Below are 18,215 nucleotides of genomic sequence, written 5' to 3' on the forward strand. Positions count from 1 at the left end.
ATGAATGCAACAGCGCTAGCAGCGGCGGTCACTGGCCGTCAACTGCATAAATTTGGTGGTAGCAGCCTGGCAGATGTGAAGTGTTACCTGCGGGTGGCCAATATTATGGCCAACTACAGTCACCCCGGCGATCTTATGGTGGTGTCTGCGGCGGGTAGCACCACCAACCAGCTGATTAGCTGGTTGAAACTCAGTCAAAGTGATCGTCTTTCTGCCCATCAAGTGCAGCAAAATTTACGTCGTTACCAACACGACCTGATCAGCGGTTTATTACCACCAGAAATAGCCGAGCCGCTGATCAGTGAATTCATCCATGATTTGGAGCGCCTGGCCGGTCTGCTGGATAACAAAATTGACGATGCCATTTATGCGGAAGTCGTCGGTCATGGTGAGATTTGGTCAGCTCGCTTGATGGCTGCGGTACTGAATAAGCTGGATATGGATGCCACCTGGCTTGATGCGCGCAGCTTCCTGCGTGCTGAACGCGCAGCCCAACCACAGATTGATGAAGGCCGCTCTTACCCGCTGTTGCAGCAATTAATGGCGCAACATCCCCACCAACGTTTGGTGGTGACAGGGTTTATCTCGCGCAATAATACTGGCGAAACCGTGTTATTAGGGCGTAACGGCAGTGACTATTCAGCGACACAAGTCGGTGCGTTGGCAGGTGTCGAGCGCGTTACCATCTGGAGTGATGTTGCCGGGGTATACAGTGCTGACCCGCGCAAAGTAAAAGATGCTTGCTTGCTGCCCTTGTTGCGGTTGGATGAAGCCAGTGAATTGGCTCGTCTGGCGGCCCCGGTGTTGCATACCCGCACCCTGCAGCCGGTTTCCGGCAGCGATATTGATTTACAGCTGCGTTGCAGTTATCAGCCGGAACAAGGTTCAACTCGGATTGAGCGCGTATTGGCCTCTGGCACCGGTGCCAAAATCGTCACCAGCCATGATGATGTTTGCCTAATCGAATTACAGATTGCCAGCCACCACGATTTCTCGCTGGCACAGAAAGAGATTGATTTACTTCTCAAACGCGCGCAAATCAAGCCGCTGGCGACGGGGATTCACCCGGATCGCAACCTATTACAACTTTGCTATACCTCCGAAGTGGTTAACAGCGCACTTAGAGTGCTGGAAGACGCCACCCTGCCGGGGAAATTATCCTTACGCGAGGGGCTGGCACTGGTGGCACTGGTGGGCGCGGGGGTGAGTAAGAACCCGCTACATAGCCACCGTTTTTACCAACAACTGAAAGACCAGCCGGTGGAGTTTATCTGGCAGGCCGAAGACGGGATCAGCATGGTTGCGGTTCTGCGTCTTGGCCCGACTGAACATCTGATTCAGGGGTTGCACCAGTCGTTATTCCGCGCCGAAAAACGTATCGGCCTAATGCTGTTTGGTAAGGGCAATATTGGTGCGCGCTGGCTGGAGCTGTTTGCCCGTGAGCAAAAAAATATTTCGGCCCGCAGTGGTTTTGAATTTGTGCTTGCTGGGGTGGTGGATAGCCGCCGCAGTCTGTTGAGTTATGACGGGTTGGATGCTAGCCGAACACTGGCATTTTATGATGACGAAGCCAAAGAGCAGGACGAAGAATCGCTGTTTTTATGGATGCGGGCGCACCCGTTTGATGATTTGGTGGTGCTGGACGTCACAGCCAGCGAGTCACTCGCGGAGCAATATCTGGATTTCGCCAGCTATGGTTTCCACGTCATCAGTGCGAATAAATTAGCTGGGGCGTCGAGCAGCAATAATTACCGCCAAATTCGTGATGCGTTTGCTAAAACCGGCCGTCATTGGCTGTATAACGCCACTGTTGGCGCGGGCTTGCCGGTTAACCACACGGTGCGAGATCTACGAGATAGCGGCGACAGCATTCTGGCGATCAGCGGTATTTTCTCCGGTACTTTGTCTTGGCTATTCCTGCAATTTGACGGCACGGTGCCTTTTACCGAGCTGGTGGATCAAGCTTGGCAACAAGGGTTGACTGAGCCAGATCCTCGTGTGGATCTCTCCGGTCAGGACGTCATGCGCAAGCTGGTTATCCTCGCCCGTGAAGCCGGTTATGACATTGAACCAAACCAAGTGCGGGTGGAATCACTGGTACCCGCCGGTGCAGCCGCTGGGTCAGTCGATCAATTCTTTGAAAATGGCGATGCATTGAATCAGCAAATGATTCAGCGCTTAGAAGCCGCCAATGAGATGGGTCTGGTGTTACGTTACGTCGCCCGCTTTGATGCTAATGGCAAGGCGCGGGTGGGGGTTGAAGCGGTACGTGCTGACCATCCATTGGCCTCATTACTGCCGTGTGACAACGTCTTTGCCATTGAGAGCCGTTGGTATCGCGACAATCCATTGGTGATTCGTGGCCCAGGGGCGGGTCGTGATGTTACCGCCGGAGCAATTCAGTCGGATTTAAACCGGCTGTCTCAACTGTTGTAATCTGCCTTTATTCGCCTCTTCGGCCCCGCGCGGGGGAGGCGAAATTTCCCCGCGCCCCTAATCCCCGAAAAACGGGGTATGACAGCTAACACCCCTGTGGTTTCAAGGGCTCAGGAGCTACATGAATTTTCTTCATGTTGCCTGTGAAGATTAATCATCGTCATCAACTTATTTAAAAGTTGACTCTTTAGCTAACTTCGGTCATTTTCTATTTAGACGTCTAAACGTATAGACGCTCATAATGAGCAGTAACATATAACATAAGTCGTCAAAACGACAATAATCGGTAATGGAGTGACAGGGTATGAGTTTTTTTCACGCAAACCAGCGGGAAGCGCTAAATCAAAGTCTGGCAGAGCTGCAAGGCCAGATTAATGTTTCTTTTGAGTTTTTCCCGCCGCGTACCAGCGAGATGGAAGACACCCTGTGGAGCTCGATTGACCGCCTGAGCACCCTGAAACCGAAATTTGTCTCAGTCACTTATGGCGCTAACTCTGGTGAGCGTGACCGCACCCACAGCATCATTAAAGGGATTAAAGAGCGCACCGGTCTTGAAGCCGCGCCGCATCTGACTTGTATTGATGCTTCCCCAGCACAATTACGTGATATTGCGACGGATTATTGGAATAGCGGTATTCGTCATATTGTTGCTTTACGTGGTGATTTGCCACCAGACAGTGGCAAGCCGGAAATGTATGCCTCGGATTTGGTCACTTTACTGAAAGATATTGGCGATTTTGATATTTCAGTTGCGGCTTATCCAGAAGTACATCCAGAAGCCAAAAGTGCACAGGCAGACCTGATTAACCTGAAACGTAAGATTGATGCCGGGGCAAACCGTGCTATCACTCAGTTCTTCTTTGATGTTGAGAGCTACCTGCGTTTTCGTGATCGCTGTGTTGCCACTGGTATTGATGTGGAGATAGTTCCTGGTATTTTACCGGTTTCTAATTTTAAGCAGCTTAAGCGCTTTGCTACCATGACCAATGTTCGGGTTCCTCATTGGATGAACACGATTTTTGAAGGGCTGGATGAAGACCCTGAGACACGTAAAATGGTGGGTGCGTCGGTAGCTATGGATATGGTGAAAATTCTGAGCCGTGAAGGGGTGAAAGATTTCCACTTCTATACCTTGAATCGCGCTGAATTGAGTTATGCAATTTGCCATACCCTAGGGGTGAGGCCTTAGTTTTTAAAAGGGGCGCTAGCTCGTGCCCCTCATTAAATCCCCGCACTTGCACGAAATATTACCCTACGGCCAGCCCTGGCGATTATTCGAAAATACAGTGAAATTATTACCCACTATAGGTTGTGGGGTGCTGCTATTCATGGTTAGGTAACCTCAAAGACACGATTGAGTTTCATCACCATCAAGCCCGCAATAAGTGCCAAAATTACATGTTTATTGAATTACTATCACAGAAACTATTATGCGAAGCATACTCTTTATTGAAGTCATCCCATTACCAATATATAACAAAATGGTAACACCTGAATGAGCGTTCAGAGCCTACACCTGCTCAGCGAAGCGGCTATGTCGGCATCGGAGATCTACAAAAGGACGGATACATCAATATGACAGATATAAAATTAACGGATGTCGCATCGGTCGAAAGTACAGTTATAGCCGCACAATCAGTACAGCTCACAGAGAAGGAAGATACCCGGCAAAGAATTAGGGCTATTGTCGGTGCTTCTTCGGGTAATTTGGTTGAATGGTTTGATTTCTATGTTTATTCTTTCTGTGCACTCTACTTCGCTCCTCTTTTTTTTCCTAGTGACAATCCTACAACACAATTAATTCAAACTGCCGGGGTTTTTGCTGCGGGTTTTTTAATGCGACCCATTGGTGGTTGGTTATTTGGTTATATTGCAGATAAGCATGGCCGTAAGCTCTCGATGCTTATTTCGGTTTATATGATGTGTGCCGGTTCACTGATGATTGCCTGCTTACCTACCTATGCCTCAATTGGTAGTTTGGCACCTATTTTATTATTAGTAGCGCGCTTATTCCAGGGACTATCGGTCGGTGGGGAATATGGAACCAGTGCAACTTATATGAGTGAAGTAGCAGTGAAGGGGCGTAAAGGTTTTTATGCTTCTTTCCAATATGTCACACTCATCGGTGGTCAATTATTGGCGCTATTGGTACTGGTTTTATTACAACAAACGTTGTCATCTGAAGTATTACATAGTTGGGGATGGCGTATTCCATTTGTATTAGGCGCTCTACTGGCTGTGGTAGCACTTTATTTACGCCGTTCACTGAATGAAACCTCGGATGAAAAAACGCGCAGTAAAAAAGATGCGGGTAGTTTGAAAGGGTTATGGAAGAACCGCCGTGCATTTATGATGGTGTTGGGCTTCACTGCGGGGGGCTCTCTTTCCTTTTATACTTACACCACCTATATGCAAAAATATTTGGTTAATACCGCAGGTATGGATGTAAAAACTGCCAGTTTGGTGATGACTGCCGCCCTATTTATTTTTATGATAATCCAACCATTATTTGGTGCATTATCTGACCGTATTGGTCGGCGTACATCAATGCTTATTTTTGGTATGTTATCGATGTTGCTGACAGTGCCAATTTTATATGCCCTAAAAGGGGTTACCAGTCCATACATTGCCTTTATATTGATTGTCACCGCACTTATTATCATCAGTTTTTATACTTCTATTGGTGGGTTACTGAAAGCAGAAATGTTTCCTCCAGAGGTTCGAGCGCTAGGTGTAGGTTTATCTTATGCGGTAGCCAATGCCCTTTTTGGCGGCAGTGCCGAATATGTGGCGCTCTCACTTAAATCTTTTGATATGGAGAGCAGCTTTTTTTGGTATGTCTCAGCAATGTGTTTAGTCACCTTCTTGGTTTCCTTGCGCTTACATCGTAAAGGGCAAGAAGTAGAGTTATAAATTAAATAACAGCTATTTTTGATAACTTATGGACGCCACAATAATGTGGCCTCCGTAAGTATTGGGTAATAATTGATAGTTAGGGCGATGGATGTTTATTTTACTGGCGCTGGCTCGTTAAGCCCGAAAGACGCAGAAAGTATACCCGCCGGGCAAAAGTTCGCGCCAGCGCGGGATTTTACAAGGGTGCGTGTTCGCACCCTTTAGCGGTTGTTTCATCGGAGATGAGGTGAACTCGGTACTTTAACAACCGAAACAATAAATTGAATCGGTTCTAACATCCGAACCTATCACTCACCTTCACGCCATGTGAAAAACCAAAATCTAACCTGTATTCCGCATCCCTGCCGCAACACCGGCAATGGTCACCATCAATGCTTGCTCAACGCGGGCATCTGGGTGTTCTTGCTGGCGCGAACGGTGTAATAGCTCGGCTTGCAGGACGTTTAATGGGTCGGTATACACATTACGTAATGCGATAGATTCGGCAATCCACGGCAAATCAGCCATTAAATGGTCATCGTTGGCAATGGCCAACACCACTTTAATATCAGCGGCTAATTGGTCGCGCAATTGCTGACCTAACGGCCACAATGATTTATCCACCAAGCGCTGATCGTAATATTCAGCCAGCCACAAATCCGCTTTAGCGAAGACCATTTCCAGCATGCCAATGCGAGTAGAGAAGAACGGCCAGTCCCGACACATCGTGGCTAAGACGTCTTTCTTACCGGCATCGATAGCTTTCTGCAAACCTGCACCGGCACCCAACCAGGCGGGCAGCATCAGGCGGTTTTGTGTCCAGGCGAAAATCCAAGGGATGGCACGCAGGCTCTCTACTCCGCCGTTCGGGCGGCGTTTTGCCGGGCGAGAACCCAATGGCAATTTACCTAGCTCCAGCTCTGGTGTGGCGGCCCGGAAGTAAGGGACGAACTCTGGATTCTCTCGCACATAACCACGATACATTTCGCAAGAGGCTTCAGACTGCAAATCCATCACCTCAATCCATTCTTTCTTCGGTTCTGGCGGCGGTAATAGATTGGCTTCAAGAATAGCACCGGCGTACAGCGCCAAACTGCTGATAGTGACTTCCGGCAAACCAAATTTAAAGCGGATCATTTCGCCTTGTTCGGTGACCCGTAAGCCACCTTTCAGGCTACCCGGAGGCTGAGAGAGCAGGGCTGCATGAGCAGGTGCGCCCCCGCGACCAATAGAACCGCCACGGCCGTGGAACAATGTCAGGGAAATACCGGCTTTCTCACAGGTTTTGATTAAGGCATCTTGCGCACGATATTGCGCCCAAGAGGCCGCCATCACGCCGGCATCTTTTGCCGAGTCAGAATAACCAATCATCACCATTTGCTTGCCTTGGATCAGGCCGCGATACCAGTCAATACTCAGCAACTGGGTCATTACTTCGTCGGCGTTGTTTAGATCATCAAGGGTTTCGAACAATGGCGCGACGGGCAGAGTGAATGGGCAACCGGCTTCTTTTAGCAGCAAATGCACCGCAAGCACGTCTGATGGCACTTTGGCCATCGAGATAACATACGCGGCGATAGAGCCTTGCGGTGCTTCAGCAATGACCCGGCAGGTTTCCAGCACTTCTTGGGTATCGGCGCTCGGTTCCCATTTCAGTGGCACCAATGGGCGCTTAGAGTTCAGCTCGCGGATCAGGAAGGCTTGTTTATCGGCCTCAGACCAGCTTTCATAGTCACCAAGGCCCAGATAGCGGGTCAATTCAGCAATGGCATCGGTGTGACGGGTACTTTCCTGGCGCACATCGATACGCACCAATGGCACACCAAAACAGCGCACGCGGCGCAAGGTATCCAGCAATTGGCCGTTGGCGATGATTTCCATGCCACAGGATTTCAGTGATTGATAACAGGCGTAGAGCGGATCCCACAGTTGGTCATTGCTGACCAGCAAATCAGTTGGCGGCAACACGCGCTCGCCTTTCAGGCGGCTTTCCAGATAGGTTTGAGTGTTGGTCAACTGGGTGCGCACGCGCTTCATCAGTTCACGATAAGGCTCGAGCACCTCTTCGCCGCCAGCCAGTTTGCGCAGTTCTGGTGTACATTCCGACATTGACAGCTCGGATACCAACACCTGAATATCGCGCAGGAACAAATCAGTCGCCTTCCAGCGGCTCAGTAACAACACGTGGCGGGTAATTTCTGCGGTAACATTTGGGTTACCGTCGCGGTCACCGCCCATCCATGAGGTGAAGCGAATTGGCACGGCTTCTACCGGTAAGCGGTAATCAAGAGAATTTTGTAGCTGTTCGTTAAACTCGCGCAGGAAAGCAGGAACCCCCTCCCACAAGCTGTTTTCAACAACCGCAAAGCCCCATTTTGCTTCATCAATAGGGGAAGGGCGAATTTTACGAATTTCGTCAGTATGCCATGATTGTGCTACTAACTGCCGTAAACGACGCATGATCTTGTTGCGTTCGTAATCGGCCAAATCATTGTGATCCAACTGGCTCAGGCAGGTATTCACTTCTACCAGTTTATGGATCAAAGTACGGCGGGTGATTTCGGTCGGATGAGCAGTTAATACCAGTTCGATGGATAACTCATCAACCGCGTTGCGCATATCTTGTTCGCTCAGCTTTTTGTCTTTTAAGCGGGTGAACAGTTGGGCCAGGGCTTCTGGATTACTTGCGGCTTCGCCATGTGGCGAAATGCTGTGATATTGCTCTGCTGTATTGGTCAGATTGAGAAATTGGCTAAAAGCACGGGCTACTGGCAGCAGTTCGTCGTTGGACAGATTTTGCAGCGTCGTCAGCAATTCCTGACGGCTGGCTTCATTCCCGGCACGCGAAGATTTAGATAATTTACGGATGGTTTCTACCCTATCAAGAATATGCTCGCCTAGCGCTTCCTTGATTGTGTCTCCGAGTAGTGTGCCGAGCATACTGACGTTACTTCGCATTGCGGAATATTGTTCGTTCATATGACCCCTGACCCATATCCCCTTCGCCCTTGACGCCGCAGAGTTGTTAGCGGTGCTCACTCACCAGAATCACTGACCAGTGTCAGTTCATCGGGATTCGTTCACTTGCTGCCTACCTGCAACGCCAATGACTTTGGGTATAAATTTTTATGGTTTCTTTTTGTAAATTAATTTCATCCAAAAGGCTGAGATGGGTGATTCCACTCGCCACGTTCAATTCCATACCCCAATTGACACTATTTTTAGCAAAAAAACATCATTTTTAGGGATATTGCTGAAATTTAATTACCAAGGTCAGGTTATCAGTCTGGCTAATAGGTAACTTTGATCCCTCTACCCCAATGGGGTTATTTCTGCTGGCAGAAGTGGTCAACTAACTGACCAATCAGCTCACGAGTTGGCTCGATAAAGGCCATATCGATAAATTCATCCGGCTGATGGGCTTGATTGATAGATCCAGGCCCCAAGACCAATGTTGGGCAGACTTGCTGAATAAATGGCGCTTCAGTGCAGTAGTTAACCACCGCAGTGCGCTCGCCCAGTAATTTCTCGATAACCCCAACCATATGATGATCTGTCGGACATTCATAGCCTGGAATAGGGGGATGCAGCTCGTCAATACTCAGGCGGCCCGGCCAGCGCTCACTGACAGGTGCCAGTGCTTCAGTCATCAATTCATCCAAATCACTTAATGTCAGCCCCGGCAATGGGCGGATATCCATATGTAATTCACAACAAGCACAGATACGGTTTGCTGCATCACCACCATTGATATGACCGAAGTTCATGGTCGGATAAGGAATGGTAAATGCCGGATTGTGGTAGCGCTCTTGCAGTGCGGTGCGCAGTTTCATCAACTGGGTAATGGATTCATGCATTAAATCAATGGCATTCACCCCTCGGGCGGGATCACTGGAATGGCCAGATTGCCCGGTAATGCGAATAGCATTGGAAATATGCCCTTTGTGGGCTCGCACCGGTTGCAGTGAGGTTGGCTCACCAATGATGGCGAAGTCAGGGCGCAATTGGGTAGAGGCGGCAAAGTAACGCGCACCTGCCATTGTGGTTTCTTCATCAGCAGTGGCCAGAATATACAGCGGCTTACTTAATTTGCTGGCATCTATATCGCGCACCGCATCCAGAATAAAGGCAAAGAAGCCTTTCATGTCGGCAGTACCCAAACCATACAATTTGTTGTCATGCTCGGTCAGAGTAAAAGGGTCACGAGTCCAGCGGCCTTCATCGTAAGGCACGGTGTCGGTATGGCCGGCCAGTAGCAATCCACCCTGACCTTCGCCAATAGAGGCCAGCAGGTTAAATTTGTGGCGCGTCTCTGGAACCGGTTGGATCTCGACCCGAAAACCTAGCTCGGCAAACCATTCAGCCAGCAAATTGATTAGCGCCTCATTGCTTTGATCAAGAGCACTATCGGTTGCGCTGATCGATGGTGTGGCAATTAACGCCCGATACAGCTCAATAAATGGAGGTAATTTCATCTTCACTGTTGACAGCCTTTAGTTAGGATAGTATCAATATTCATGCAGTAATTATGAATAAAAATACATTAAGCTTGAGCGTAAGGGAACCTTAAAACACCCTTAGATTTACGAAAATGTCAATGCTCAATCACGTGGGGGAACAGTAAACCTTGCTGAGAACCCGGATAACGGTTTTGAGTATTTATGTCTTTAAACGCATAAATACAATTTAGTCAGAAGGTGAACTAAACCCATGTTGAATACGCTGATTGTTGGGGCCAGTGGCTATGCCGGAGCGGAGCTTACGGCTTACCTAAATCGTCACCCACATATGAACATAACCGCTTTAGCGGTTTCAGCGCAAAGTGCAGATGCAGGAAAATTACTTTCTGACCTGCATCCGCAACTAAAAGGCATTATTGATCTTCCGCTGCAACCCTTGGTGGATGTGGCTTTGGCGGCAAAAGGTGTTGATGTGGTGTTCCTCGCCACGGCACATGAAGTTAGCCATGATTTAGCTCCGCAATTCTTGGCGGCGGGCTGTGTGGTGTTTGATCTCTCCGGCGCATTCCGGGTGAAAGATGCCGAGTTTTACCGCCAATATTATGGTTTTGAACATCAGCACGCCGACTGGCTGGATAAAGCAGTTTATGGGCTGGCTGAATGGCAGGCCGAAGAAATTAAACAGGCGCAACTGATTGCGGTGCCGGGGTGTTATCCCACGGCCTCACAACTGGCGCTTAAGCCATTAGTTGATGGCGGCTTGCTCAATGATGCGCAGTGGCCGGTAATTAATGCCGTCAGTGGTGTCAGCGGTGCTGGGCGTAAAGCCAGTATGGGTAACAGTTTCTGCGAAGTGAGTTTGCAGCCCTATGGTTTGTTTACTCACCGGCATCAACCAGAAATTGTCTCTCACCTTGGTACGCCCGTGATTTTCACCCCACACTTGGGGAATTTTGCTCGCGGTATTTTGGCGACCATCACTTGCCGCCTGAAGCCGGGAGTCACGGCATCCGATATTACTGAAGCATATCGCCAAGCCTATCAGGATAAACCCTTGGTGCGGTTATATCAGCAAGGTGTACCGGCCCTTAAAGCCGTGGTGGGGTTACCTTTCTGTGATATTGGTTTCTCGGTGCAGGGCGAGCATTTAATTATTGTCGCCACAGAAGATAACCTGCTGAAAGGTGCAGCGGCGCAAGCTGTTCAGTGCATGAATATACGTTTTGGTTTTGCGGAAACCCAGGCTCTGTTGTAAGCAAATAACGTGCAAATAAACAGAACTGTAAGGCAGCAGAGCTGGAACCGGCAAATTCTGACATTTTATTATTGAGGCAAAAACATGATGAATCCGTTGGTCATTAAATTAGGTGGCGTTTTGCTGGACAGCGAAGAAGCGCTGGAACGCCTGTTTACTGCATTGGTGACCTATCGTGAGAAGCATGAGCGCCCGCTTGTGATTATGCACGGTGGTGGCTGTTTAGTTGACGAGCTAATGAAAAAACTCGCTTTGCCGGTGGTGAAGAAAAACGGCCTGCGAGTTACCCCGGCTGATCAGATTGATATTATTACTGGCGCATTAGCGGGCACAGCCAACAAAACGCTGCTGTCCTGGGCGGTGAAACACCAGATTAATGCGGTTGGTTTGTGTCTGGGTGATGGCAATACCGTCGAGGTCACGCCATTGGATGCAGAACTGGGGCATGTGGGTAAAGCGATGCCAGGTTCACCGACCTTGGTACAAACGTTACTGGCGGCGAATTACATGCCCATCATCAGCTCTATTGGTATTACCAAAGATGGCGAATTGATGAATGTAAATGCGGATCAAGCCGCAACAGCACTGGCCGCTACGCTGGGCGCAGACTTGATTTTGCTGTCAGATGTCAGTGGGATTCTGGATGGCAAAGGCCAAAGAATTGCCGAGATGACCGCGCAAAAAGCCGAGCAATTAATTGCACAAGGCATCATTACTGACGGTATGGTTGTTAAGGTGAATGCCGCGCTGGATGCGGCCCGTGCATTGGGTCGCCCGGTGGATATCGCCAGTTGGCGTCACGCGGATCAGTTGCCCGCGTTGTTTAATGGTGTGCCAATGGGTACACGTATTTCAGTCTAATATTTTTTACTATAAAGTGAGACCCAAAGTCATTGGAGTTGCAGGTTGGCCGCAAGTGAACAAACTAAAATTAACGCGATAAAAATCAGTTGGTTTGGTGAGTTAATATCACTAGCGCGCCTGTGGCTTCAAATCCGAAGGGTATAAAGGGAATAAGATTATGGCATTGTGGGGCGGACGGTTCAGTCAGGCGGCAGATCAGCGTTTTAAGCAATTTAATGATTCCCTGCGGTTTGATTACCGACTGGCAGAGCAGGATATTATTGGTTCTGTTGCCTGGTCGAAAGCACTGGTCACGGTGGGTATTTTAACCGCCGATGAACAGCAACAACTTGAGCAGGCGCTCTCTGTTTTACTGGAACAAGTACAGGCTGATCCACACGCCATTTTGGCCAGTGATGCGGAAGACATCCATAGCTGGGTAGAAACCCAACTTATTGATAAAGTCGGCGATTTAGGCAAAAAACTGCATACCGGTCGTAGCCGTAATGATCAGGTCGCCACTGATCTGAAATTGTGGTGCAAGTTCCAGATTACTGAGCTGAAATCCGCGGTGCGCCAATTACAGCAGGCGCTGGTTATTACCGCAGAAGCCAATCAGGATGCGGTGATGCCGGGTTATACCCACTTGCAACGCGCGCAACCTGTCACCTTTGCTCACTGGTGTTTAGCTTATTCAGAAATGCTGTCACGCGATGAAAGCCGGCTGCAAGACACCCTTAAACGTCTGGATGTTAGCCCATTAGGCAGTGGCGCACTGGCGGGGACGGCTTATGCCATCGATCGCGAGCAATTGGCGGGTTGGTTAGGTTTCGCCTCTGCAACACGCAACAGCCTGGACAGTGTTTCCGACCGTGACCACGTGCTGGAATTACTGTCCGATGCCAGCATCGGCATGGTGCATTTATCTCGTTTTGCAGAAGACCTGATTTTCTTCAACAGTGGCGAAGCCGCTTTTGTTGATTTATCTGATCGCGTCACCTCAGGGTCTTCCCTGATGCCGCAAAAGAAAAATCCAGATGCATTGGAATTAATCCGTGGCAAGTGTGGCCGGGTACAAGGCGCATTGACCGGAATGATGATGACGCTGAAAGGTTTGCCTCTGGCTTATAACAAAGACATGCAGGAAGACAAAGAAGGGCTGTTTGATGCGCTCGATACCTGGCTTGATTGTTTGCATATGGCAGCACTGGTGTTAGATGGCATTCAAGTAAAACGCCCACGTTGCAAAGAAGCGGCTGAACAAGGCTACGCCAATGCTACAGAACTGGCGGATTACCTGGTCGCCAAAGGGGTGCCTTTCCGTGAAGCTCACCATATTGTAGGTGAAGCCGTGGTGGAAGCCATTGCTCAGGGCAAAGCATTAGAGGCCTTATCGCTGAGTGATTTGCAGAAATTCAGTGCAGTTATTGGCGACGATGTGTACCCCATTCTGGCATTGCAATCTTGCCTGGATAAGCGGGTTGCCAAAGGCGGTGTTTCACCACAACAAGTGGCATCAGCCATTGCTGAGGCTAAAACGCGCTTATTTTAATTAGCCGCGTTTTATATTGCGTGACGGGCCACAAGTAAAGTGGCCCGTTTTGCGTTAAATGCCCTTATATATAAAGTTGTTTTTCTACTCATTAATAACATCAAATTATTTAGGCCTATATTCCTATTATTACTCTTTTTTATGAAATACTTTAATTTGAGTAACAGGAGCCGCTATTTATTTATTCATTATATCCGCTATAAATCCAATGCTCCTCAAAGACATACTGTTTTGTGCTTAATATGGCATTGAGTTTATAACCAAAAATGATTATGATAATCATTATCAAATAATGGCGTTTTAGTAAAACCTCTACTAGCATTGAAAAATAAAATATATCTAATTTTGTTGAATTAATGGTGTATTTTATTTAAGCATATTACCTTACCCTCTAATAAAGTAATGTCTTATATTTCTACTTTAACTAACCATTTATTTGATGAAGTAACTTATTTTTTATAGCCAATAACATAACATTCATCACCAAATTATTATTATTTGGCGGTGCACCTATTGCTAAATTATATGTAAAAACTCGATTAAGTAATGGCTAATTATTAATTCATATATTTCTTTTATATAAATAAGGATGAAAACTCATAAGTGAATAATATGATTAGAGATAAAAGAACCAGAATAAAATCAATAAATAAAGTCACATTGGGTCTATTTATAGCACTCAGTTCTCAGGGGTATTCAGAGCGAGTGAATGCTGAATCAGCCAAAGAAAATGACATGCTGTTAGATGAACTTAAAGTGGAGGGAACCAGTGACTCCCATGAAGGAGATTGGGTTTATGATGAGCTCCACTCAGTCAGTGAAATATCCCGCGAACAACTGGATAATCGCCCAGCTCGCCATGTAGCAGATATCTTAGAGCAAACCCCGGGTGTGTACTCCAGTCTTAACCAGCAAGACCCTGCGCTTTCAATTAATATCCGTGGTGTGCAGGACTATGGCCGCATCAATATGAATATTGACGGCATGCGCCAGAACTTTATGAAAAGTGGGCATGGTCAGCGCAATGGAGTGATGTATATTGACCCAGAAATATTGAGCAGTGTAGTGATTGAAAAAGGGGCAACCAGTGGCATGGGGAGCGCGGGTGTTATTGGCGGTATCGCGACCTTTAATACCATTAATGCCAGTGATTTTCTGGCACCGGGGAAAGAAATTGGCGGGAAAATTCGGGCAATAACCGGTGATAACGGCACACACTTTATTGGCAGTACGGCACTGGCAATAGGTAATGAATATGGCGACCTGTTAATTGCTGCCAGTGAGAGAAACCTAAAAGATTATTGGCCGGGTGATAAAGGCTCTCTTGGTGAAGTACGTATTGGTGCGAAACCCGGTGCTAATAAAGAGAATAAATTTAGCACTGATATTAAGAATAATAAAATCTTGTTCACCAACTATAAAATGCGCTCGCGTTTAGCCAAAATAGGTTGGAATTTACCCGCCCATCAGCGTTTATCACTCAGCTATTTACAAACACAAATACACAGCCCTAATGCCGGCATGTTTACCATATTATACGATAAAGCAATACCCGGTGTTTTCACCTATGGTTGGCTAAGCAGCAGTGTCAGTGATGTAATGAACCGCAATATCGGGCTGGATTATAGCCTAAAGCCAGAACATATTTCCTGGTTAGATTTAACCGCTAAAATTTATTACGTTGATACCCAGGATGAAACCGATGTTCACAATGCCAATACCGTTTTTCGCAAAAAATATTGGACCAAAACCCGCCTAACCACTCAGGGTTTTCAACTGCAAAATACCAGTTTATTTACCCCAGCAGACCACCATCAGGTGCGCATTCAATATGGGCTGGAGTGGTTTAGTGACCGTTCCCGGGGCCGCACTACCAATGACTATATATCTGAACTGAGTCCGACGAATAAAGGAACCAACGGCCTTACCCCACCGGGGACACGCACCATAACCAGTACTTTTGCCCAATTTAATTACGATTATAATGACTGGCTACGACTGGAAGGGGGGCTGCGTTTTGACCAGTTCCATATACAAGGCGATACCTGGATGTATACCCGTGATTATCGTGCACCTTACACCCGTGAAAGCCCCTGCGACCCAAGACGGCACGAACAATCAGAAAGAAAACGTACGCAGTGTACCAATAACGCATTGTCACTTATGACCTGGAATGTGGACCACCGTGAGCAGCAATTTTCGCCTACGGCAGCAATTGGTATTAAGCCCGGTGTACCCTGGCTGGAATTTTTTGGTAATTACGGTAAATCCTGGCGGCCACCGGCCATGACAGAAATGTTGGTTACTGGCAGCGCGCATGGTCATGGTTGGATGATGCCTAACCCCTTGGCGGCGGCAGAACGCTCTAAAACCTGGGAAGTCGGCACCAATATTCAACACAGGGGTCTGTTTATCAATGACGATCGCTTTGCTGCCAAATTAGCGTATTTTGATACCCGTGTGAGTAATTATATCAATCTTGCATTATCCATGAAAAAGCCAAAATTTGGCGATTCTTCCTTTGCGAATGCAACATATATAAATAACTTATTACAAACACAGTTTCGTGGGCTTGAATATCAATTAAGTTATGATGCGGGGGTGTTTTACGCCAGCCTAAATTATACCAAAATGATTGGTGAAAATAATTTTTGTATAAAAAGAGCTTGGTTAGGTGGTGTTCAACAGAGTGTTTGGATAAAGCAAGGCTATCCTTATGGTCTTTATCCTTCTTATCCTGTTAATGATGACAGACAGAATAATACCATTAAATGTTATACGGCCAATATGTTATTTGGTTCATCGGCCTATTTGCCCGGTGACCGGGGGAGTTTAACCTTGGGCGGAAGAATATTTGATCAAAAGCTAGATTTCGGCACTATTATCCGTTATAACAAAGGTCACCAAGATAAGTCAGTGCTTAATAGTTATGGATTTCCCAATACAGCCTATGTGGCCGATTGGCCGAAATATACTATATTTGATCTTTATGCCAGCTATCAGGTAACTAATAATTTAATCTTACGCGCTTCAATAGAAAATATGAATAATAGGGCGTATTTAATAAGTTATGGCGATACACTTTCTTTTGCCCCGAATCGCGGTAGAACTATTCAGGGTGGTTTTGAATATAAATTTTAAAGTCTGTAGATAAATATATTATTTATCTATTGGTCGAATAGCTAACAAGCTATTCATTGGAGTAATAATCATTAATTAAAAGGATATTATTATGAGTGTAACAATTAAATATAACGAGAATTTTGCAAATACCAGTATCTCTTCTTATCTTAATGAATGGGCTGAAGGGTTTGGTGATATTAATCAAGCCGCAACAAAAATACGGGGTGATTTTGCTGGCGGCGGATGGTTTAATGGTACTCAATATTCAGTGAAAAGCTCCTATGATACAAATGTGGCAATGATTACTGAAGGGACGTTAACATATTCCTTTATGCCGCAGCACACTTTCTTTGGTCAAATGGACAGTATCCAGTTTGGTAAGGATCTCATTCCTAATCCTAGCGGTACGGATGATAAAGTTTTGGAAAATTTACAGCTTAGCTTTAATGATGTAGATATTTCTGGCACATTTGATCCTACCAAAGAAGTAGAAGTAAATCGTGATGGCGATTTGCATAAATCGGTACATGGTCTTATGCGCGCCAATCCAGAACCTTTCCTGGAGCTACTGAAAGCCAAAGGAATTGATGTGGATATCCCACTGAAAGATATGGCCATTGCCAGCCAATACGATATTATGGCTGATGCACCAATTATCGATACTGTTGGGGCATATGATGGTGCAGAAATATTAATGGCTGCTTAATAACGGTAATTATACATTAACGTTATGGCTATATAATATAAATAGAAAAACACCACCGCCATTCTCTGGTTACTCTGGCACGCTCTACTGGCGGTGGTTCCAATTAATATATTGTTTCTTCTGTGAATTAATATAACTAAATGACTAGTTATAGCCTATAATTAAAAGGATATTATCATGGCAGTAGAAATAAAGTATCAGGCAGCAATTGAAAAAGAAAGTATATCGTCATACACCCATAAATGGGCGGCGAAATTTGATGATATGGTTATAGTATCGGAATTAACCGGAGACTACGGCAGTTACTACTTCCCCCATCAGATGATTAATAGACCGACTACTGAAGACTTTAATAGCCAAAAGGCCGCGTATAGCAGTTTCCATGAAAATGGAGCCGCGATAATTTTTCAAGGGGATTTATTTGGATTTGGTAAACCTGCTGTCCCTGACCGTGGTCATATAGGAAATATCGAATTTGGTAAACTTGTAATAGCTGCTATGGATAATCCAGATATGCATCTACAAGATGCACAGATGAAAATAAGCGGTTTAGATATTAAAGGCGATTATTATAACTCAGTCTGTTCAATGTCACGTGCCTTAAATGCTGAACCAGAAAACCCTTATCAGGGCGGAGCAGGTCAGGGGGTCTATAATTTATTGCGCGGCAATGCCGACCCCATGCTAGATATCCTGAAAGCCCAAGGTATTGACGTGGATACACCACTTAAAGATATGGTTATTGCCAGCCAATATACTGACAACGCAATAACCATCAGCGCACCTATTATAGAAACGACGGGCTCATCTGAGAGTACAGAAGTACTTAGCGCGGCTTAATCGTGCGAGTTACAAATTAACGCTATATAAATAGAATAACACCACCGCTATTTATCTGGTTACTTTGGCATACTTTACTGGCGGTGGTTCTAAAATAATCCGCAC

11 protein-coding genes are annotated in these 18,215 nt (G+C 46.6%); 9 read left to right on the forward strand and 2 right to left on the reverse strand.

Annotated elements, in window-relative coordinates:
• The 3 genes from YROHD0001_RS10110 to YROHD0001_RS10100 all read left to right on the forward strand — a co-directional run bounded on the left by YROHD0001_RS10110 (position 1) and on the right by YROHD0001_RS10100 (position 5,349).
• The gene (locus tag YROHD0001_RS10110; protein WP_004714430.1) at positions 1–2,436 is read left to right on the forward strand and encodes a bifunctional aspartate kinase/homoserine dehydrogenase II; all 2,436 of its coding nucleotides are present in this window, start codon (positions 1–3) and stop codon (positions 2,434–2,436) included.
• A 304-nt stretch (positions 2,437–2,740) separates the two neighbouring features.
• Positions 2,741–3,625, forward strand: a complete 885-nt coding sequence (gene metF / locus YROHD0001_RS10105; RefSeq protein ID WP_004714431.1) for a methylenetetrahydrofolate reductase — start codon at positions 2,741–2,743, stop codon at positions 3,623–3,625.
• Between the two features lie 386 nt (positions 3,626–4,011).
• Complete coding sequence (locus tag YROHD0001_RS10100) at positions 4,012–5,349, forward strand: MFS family transporter (protein WP_004714432.1); 1,338 nt, start codon at positions 4,012–4,014, stop codon at positions 5,347–5,349.
• Positions 5,350–5,673: 324 nt separating this feature from the next.
• Here the strand turns inward: YROHD0001_RS10100 and ppc are convergent, their stop codons facing one another.
• Positions 5,674–8,310 (reverse strand): phosphoenolpyruvate carboxylase, encoded by a 2,637-nt coding sequence (ppc, locus tag YROHD0001_RS10095; protein WP_004714433.1) that lies wholly within the window; start codon positions 8,308–8,310, stop codon positions 5,674–5,676.
• A gap of 347 nt (positions 8,311–8,657) precedes the next feature.
• On the reverse strand, positions 8,658–9,806 hold the full coding sequence (gene argE / locus YROHD0001_RS10090; protein ID WP_004714435.1) for an acetylornithine deacetylase: 1,149 nt from the start codon (positions 9,804–9,806) through the stop codon (positions 8,658–8,660).
• Between the two features lie 235 nt (positions 9,807–10,041).
• Here argE and argC point away from each other — a divergent pair, with 235 nt between their 5' ends.
• The 6 genes from argC (at position 10,042) to YROHD0001_RS10060 (ending at position 18,110) form a co-directional block, all read left to right on the forward strand.
• Complete coding sequence (argC, locus tag YROHD0001_RS10085; RefSeq protein WP_004714436.1) at positions 10,042–11,046, forward strand: N-acetyl-gamma-glutamyl-phosphate reductase; 1,005 nt, start codon at positions 10,042–10,044, stop codon at positions 11,044–11,046.
• Positions 11,047–11,133: 87 nt separating this feature from the next.
• Positions 11,134–11,907 (forward strand): acetylglutamate kinase, encoded by a 774-nt coding sequence (gene argB, locus YROHD0001_RS10080; protein ID WP_032816738.1) that lies wholly within the window; start codon positions 11,134–11,136, stop codon positions 11,905–11,907.
• Positions 11,908–12,067: 160 nt separating this feature from the next.
• Positions 12,068–13,441 (forward strand): argininosuccinate lyase, encoded by a 1,374-nt coding sequence (gene argH, locus YROHD0001_RS10075; RefSeq protein ID WP_004714438.1) that lies wholly within the window; start codon positions 12,068–12,070, stop codon positions 13,439–13,441.
• 603 nt (positions 13,442–14,044) lie between these two features.
• Positions 14,045–16,582 carry a TonB-dependent hemoglobin/transferrin/lactoferrin family receptor gene (locus YROHD0001_RS10070; RefSeq protein ID WP_032816720.1) on the forward strand — a complete coding sequence of 846 codons (2,538 nt, stop codon included), beginning with the start codon at positions 14,045–14,047 and terminating at the stop codon, positions 16,580–16,582.
• 91 nt (positions 16,583–16,673) lie between these two features.
• Positions 16,674–17,270 carry a heme acquisition protein HasA gene (locus YROHD0001_RS10065; RefSeq protein WP_004714440.1) on the forward strand — a complete coding sequence of 199 codons (597 nt, stop codon included), beginning with the start codon at positions 16,674–16,676 and terminating at the stop codon, positions 17,268–17,270.
• 177 nt (positions 17,271–17,447) lie between these two features.
• Positions 17,448–18,110 (forward strand): heme acquisition protein HasA, encoded by a 663-nt coding sequence (locus YROHD0001_RS10060; protein WP_004714441.1) that lies wholly within the window; start codon positions 17,448–17,450, stop codon positions 18,108–18,110.
• Positions 18,111–18,215 lie beyond the last annotated feature (105 nt).

The organism is Yersinia rohdei ATCC 43380 (assembly GCF_000173775.1).
Taxonomy (GTDB): Bacteria; Pseudomonadota; Gammaproteobacteria; order Enterobacterales; family Enterobacteriaceae; genus Yersinia; species Yersinia rohdei.

Coding starts and splice junctions, on each gene's coding strand:
- YROHD0001_RS10110 (WP_004714430.1), top strand. CDS start 1: ATGAATGCAACAGCGCTAGCAGCGGCGGTCACTGGCCGTCAACTGCAT.
- metF (WP_004714431.1), top strand. CDS start 2,741: ATGAGTTTTTTTCACGCAAACCAGCGGGAAGCGCTAAATCAAAGTCTG.
- YROHD0001_RS10100 (WP_004714432.1), top strand. CDS start 4,012: ATGACAGATATAAAATTAACGGATGTCGCATCGGTCGAAAGTACAGTT.
- ppc (WP_004714433.1), bottom strand. CDS start 8,310: ATGAACGAACAATATTCCGCAATGCGAAGTAACGTCAGTATGCTCGGC.
- argE (WP_004714435.1), bottom strand. CDS start 9,806: ATGAAATTACCTCCATTTATTGAGCTGTATCGGGCGTTAATTGCCACA.
- argC (WP_004714436.1), top strand. CDS start 10,042: ATGTTGAATACGCTGATTGTTGGGGCCAGTGGCTATGCCGGAGCGGAG.
- argB (WP_032816738.1), top strand. CDS start 11,134: ATGAATCCGTTGGTCATTAAATTAGGTGGCGTTTTGCTGGACAGCGAA.
- argH (WP_004714438.1), top strand. CDS start 12,068: ATGGCATTGTGGGGCGGACGGTTCAGTCAGGCGGCAGATCAGCGTTTT.
- YROHD0001_RS10065 (WP_004714440.1), top strand. CDS start 16,674: ATGAGTGTAACAATTAAATATAACGAGAATTTTGCAAATACCAGTATC.
- YROHD0001_RS10060 (WP_004714441.1), top strand. CDS start 17,448: ATGGCAGTAGAAATAAAGTATCAGGCAGCAATTGAAAAAGAAAGTATA.